Source organism: Desulfosporosinus sp. (genome assembly GCF_014237355.1).
Classification (GTDB): domain Bacteria; phylum Bacillota; class Desulfitobacteriia; order Desulfitobacteriales; family Desulfitobacteriaceae; genus Desulfosporosinus.
In genome coordinates this window covers 1-4,149 of record NZ_JABZFS010000004.1, presented here as the reverse complement: position 1 = coordinate 4,149, position 4,149 = coordinate 1, and the positions used below count along the sequence as shown (strand labels likewise).

General features: G+C 39.1%; 6 protein-coding genes, 1 rRNA gene and 1 pseudogene. All 8 read left to right on the top strand.

Going from position 1 to position 4,149, the window contains the following annotated elements; genetic code table 11:
- A 5S ribosomal RNA gene (gene rrf / locus HGJ98_RS01030) occupies positions 1–108 on the top strand; the annotation flags it as partial.
- A 131-nt stretch (positions 109–239) separates the two neighbouring features.
- Positions 240–419, top strand: a complete 180-nt coding sequence (locus HGJ98_RS01025) for a hypothetical protein (RefSeq protein WP_291349135.1) — start codon at positions 240–242, stop codon at positions 417–419.
- A gap of 117 nt (positions 420–536) precedes the next feature.
- Positions 537–1,100: pseudogene (locus HGJ98_RS22275) on the top strand (1,4-dihydroxy-2-naphthoate polyprenyltransferase); the annotation flags it as partial.
- Between the two features lie 88 nt (positions 1,101–1,188).
- Entirely contained in the window at positions 1,189–1,848 is a 660-nt protein-coding gene (gene trmB / locus HGJ98_RS01010) for a tRNA (guanosine(46)-N7)-methyltransferase TrmB (protein ID WP_291349133.1), read from the top strand.
- A gap of 338 nt (positions 1,849–2,186) precedes the next feature.
- Positions 2,187–2,630, top strand: a complete 444-nt coding sequence (locus tag HGJ98_RS01005; protein WP_291349132.1) for a thioesterase family protein — start codon at positions 2,187–2,189, stop codon at positions 2,628–2,630.
- Between the two features lie 66 nt (positions 2,631–2,696).
- The gene (locus HGJ98_RS01000; RefSeq protein WP_291349131.1) at positions 2,697–2,870 is read left to right on the top strand and encodes a hypothetical protein; all 174 of its coding nucleotides are present in this window, start codon (positions 2,697–2,699) and stop codon (positions 2,868–2,870) included.
- Positions 2,867–3,022, top strand: coding sequence for a DUF6483 family protein (locus HGJ98_RS00995; protein ID WP_291349130.1), 156 nt, complete (start codon positions 2,867–2,869; stop codon positions 3,020–3,022). The genes HGJ98_RS01000 and HGJ98_RS00995 overlap by 4 nt, the downstream gene beginning before the upstream one ends.
- A gap of 200 nt (positions 3,023–3,222) precedes the next feature.
- Positions 3,223–3,918 carry an ATP-dependent Clp protease proteolytic subunit gene (locus HGJ98_RS00990; protein WP_291349129.1) on the top strand — a complete coding sequence of 232 codons (696 nt, stop codon included), beginning with the start codon at positions 3,223–3,225 and terminating at the stop codon, positions 3,916–3,918.
- Positions 3,919–4,149 lie beyond the last annotated feature (231 nt).

The window sequence follows — 4,149 nt, the reverse complement described above, 5'->3', positions numbered from 1 at the left end:
TTATGCCGGAGGGGTTCCACCCGTTCCCATACCGAACACGGAAGTTAAGACCTCCAGGGCCAAGGATACTTGGGGCATAGCCCCTGGGAAAGTAGGTCATCGCCAGGTAAACAAGCGACGGATTATCTCTAACGAGATAGTCCGTCTGTGTTTTTAATACAGTGATTGTATGTAGGAATCTGGGAGTCGGGGTTCCACCCGTTCGATCCACACTGCAGGAGAATGCGTTACGAGTCGCAGTGTGGCGAAAGGCTCGTTCCTTCGCCACGAAGTGTTCCTTTGGGGTAAGTGGCTCGGCGATACTCTCTACCGGAGACTATCGTGCCTTTCGTTCCAGGGCCAAGGATACTTGGAGCATAGCTCCTGGGAAAGTAGGTCATCGCCAGGTAACAAGCGAAAAACTACCTTTAATGAGGTAGTTTTTCTGTGTCTAATCATATTGTAAAATTGAGGTATCTTAGGCACGGGGTTCCACCTGTTCGGGTCCACACTGCTGGAGAGTGCTTTATATGTCGCAGTGTGGTGAAAAGCTCGTCTATGATTTTAAACGAGGCTTGGATACAGAAGAATCCATCGGAATTGGTGGTGGGATTGTACGTCATGGCATGACACCCAAACTAATTACGACACTTGCACTTAGTATGTACGGAATCTCACTTTTATTGGGAATCTATATCTGTGCTACTTCGTCATGGTGGCTTGCTGCAGTGGTTTTAGTGTGTATGTCCATTGGCTACCTCTATACAGGTGGTCCACTGCCTATTTCATCGACTCCATTTGGAAAACTGCTTTCCGGTTTATTTATGGGTTTTTTAATCATTCTAATTGCTTTCTTTATTTAGACCGGCTACGTCTCGAATATAGCTGTTCTCGTTGCTATACCCAGTGGTATTTTAGTCGGCTTGATTAATCTGGGGAACAATCTCCGTGATCATGATCGAGATAAAGCAAATGGTCGCAAAACTCTTCCAATAGTACTAGGACCCAAAAACGCAATTTACTTCCTTGGGGTTATGTTTGCGTTCTCTTATCTATGGCTAGTTGGACTCGTCGTGATGGGAATCGTAACTCCCTGGATTCTCTTAGCTTTCTTAAGTATGTCAAATGTACTAAATTAAGAAGGGAAAGACAGACGCATAGCGAATTAAAGTTGATGATTTAAAATCAAATCAAAAGGAGAAAGTTCAAATGCGTCTTCGAAAAAAAGGATGGGCTAAGCTAGAATTGGAAAAGGAACCCAAGGTAATTTTTTCATTTTTAGATCACAAAGGACAATGGAAAGAGCTATTCGGCAATAGTGATCCAATCCACCTGGAATTGGGATGTGGACGAGGACGTTTTATCAACCAACTAGCTTTTACGAATACCAATATCAACTATATTGCTCTTGATGTCTACGATGAACTGTTAGTTCATGTCTTAAGAAGAGCCAATGAAAACCACCTGAATAATATCAGAGTTATTCCAATAAACATTAAGAACATCGGAGACCTCTTTGAACAAGATGAGATTGAGAAAATATACATTAACTTTTGTACACCATGGCCCAAGAAAAAACATCATAAAAGAAGGTTGACCCATCCGAATTTTCTTAAACTCTATCAAACCTTTTTAAAGGAAGACGCGGAAATATGGTTTAAAACGGATGATGATCTACTTTTTACAGATAGCCTAGAGTATTTCAAAGAGGCAGGTTTCAAGGAACTATATAGGACTTATGATTTACATCAGAGTGATTTCCAGGGAAATAGCATAACTGAATATGAAGAGAAGTTTAGCAGTCAAAGTATCAAAATAAAGTTCGTCAGAGTCAGAAATTCCAGTAATAGGGCTCGATATCATGTTTAATATTTGTAATAAACTCTAATTGCTTAGATTCGATAATGTATGATTCCCTCCCCACCCCATTATGATTAGAGGGCAGAGGAATGGAACTTCAAGTAATCTGTGAAATTATTGGAATGTCGGAGGAAGAAAGTCAATTTTGATTCCTTATCATAAGCATCTGCTGCAGCAGGTGCTTTTCCACTTTACGACCCTACCGAGGAGGAATTGGTTGTGTTCTGAAGAATTATATAAAATTCGCCGCCTTTTTGTAGCAAGTGGTTAAGTTACAAAACTGAAAAGGGAGATGTCTTAATAGCCAAAGCTAAAAAGGTTAATATTTTAAAAGGAGAATTCAAATAATGTATTTAACAGATTATCCAGTCCAAGTGAGTAAATCAATTGCTGAAAGTGAGATGGGTGACGCTGGTCATGTGAAAAACACTTATTTTGTAAGATACTTCGAATGTGCTCGGATCCAATATCTTCAAAGAATTGGACTCAATGTCCTGATGACAAAGACGGGCATAGGTGTAATAGTAGCTCAAACGATTTGTAAATATCTTAAGCCATTGGTGTATCCAGATCATATAACTGTAGGTGCGAAGGTTAAGTCAACAGGTAAATCAAGCTTTGTCTTGGAGTACTCAATCTTTAGCGTAAAAAATGGGCTATCGGCTACTGGGGAAGAAGTTATCGTCATATATGACTATAATAATGCAAAGAAAACATATTTACCCTTAGTCATTAAAGAAGAAATTGAACGTATAGAGAGAAAACCGCAACTCGATAGCGAAATCTCTTAAGAGAGTGACATTGATGTCATTAAGCGAGTGGGAAATCAGGTTTTTATGTATCAAAAAGATTATATTATGAAAATGATTGAGCAATTATACATAGCCGTAGCAGCTCTTCTTGGCTCTAAATCTAAGACTAAAATTGAAGAATGTCATCAAATGCTTAATGAATCACTTTATGATTTAATAGGTATGAGTGAAGAAACAATACTCAGGCTTTCTTATAAAGATGTGATTAGTATTATTTGATAAAGACAAATAAGGATGACATAGTCAATGAAGGCTTCGCCTTTTATCATAGGCTAAAAATGAAGCCTCCCGTAGATTTAGAGAATGGAAACCTACCATTAGATGAGGTAATCGAAGGCTTGAAGGTTTATCAAAATCTACTAAGCCATTAAGTTTAAAAGCTGTAATTGTTTTATGTTATCGTCGTGGATATTGACAGATTTTGATTGCTTGCTGAATAATAGCAACGTATGATTTTGGCAATAAACCTCCATAATAGAAGAGAACCACTCATATTATCCAATGACCTTGATTTAGATTAGGTAGTGGACAGCGAGGAAGGTTTCTTGACTTAGAGAAGGGGGTTTCACGGGTGCTTTCTAATGAAACGGCTTCACCTGAAGATGATAAGAATATTGCATTATCCAACTTAAAAGAATTAGGACAAATTCAAATCCCAAGTGCCACAGAACGAATCTATTGTTTACCGATTATCGGGCAAATCGAGGGACATCAAATCCTGCCGGCCCAATCCAAGACGACCAAATATGAGCATATCATCCCACAACTGTTAGCGGTTGAGCAAAACCCCAATACTGAAGGAATTCTTGTTATTTTAAATACTGCGGGTGGGGATGTAGAAGCAGGATTAGCGATTGCTGAAATGCTCAGTAGTTTGAGCAAGCCTTCTGTATCCTTGGTTCTTGGCGGCGGCCATAGTATTGGAATTCCTATTGCCGTTAGTTGTACAAAAAGCTTCATTGCGCCGACCGGGACCATGACCGTTCACCCGATTCGATATACTGGATTAGTGATCAATGGTCATCAACAGTTTGATTATTTACGTAAAATGCAAGAGAGAATTAATCAATTCATTTATTCTCATTCAAAAATTACTCCGGAAAAGTTGGAACAGTTTATGTTTACTACTGGAGAATTGGCTCAAGATATAGGAACTATCCTAATTGGAAATGAAGCAGTGGAAGCTGGGTTAATACAAGCTGTTGGGGGAGTCAGGGAAGCCTTTAAAGAACTCAATAGCTTGATTCCTTCGAGATCTGAGGAGTGAAGCTTTAAAAATAATACTTACTGATTAGTACGTGAAAAGCAGCGAAAGCTGCTTTTTTAACGTATTTTTCGGAACAAAACGGGAATATGAATGGAATTTATCAGAAAAGGAGATCTCGGGTTCGACAGTCAAAAGCCACTTTAGGCACATGGAAAAATTATGAATCCAGTAACCATGCGGGTTTGAAGGGTTATCCACAGGCAATTAATTCGAAAATGTGTAGGCACACGA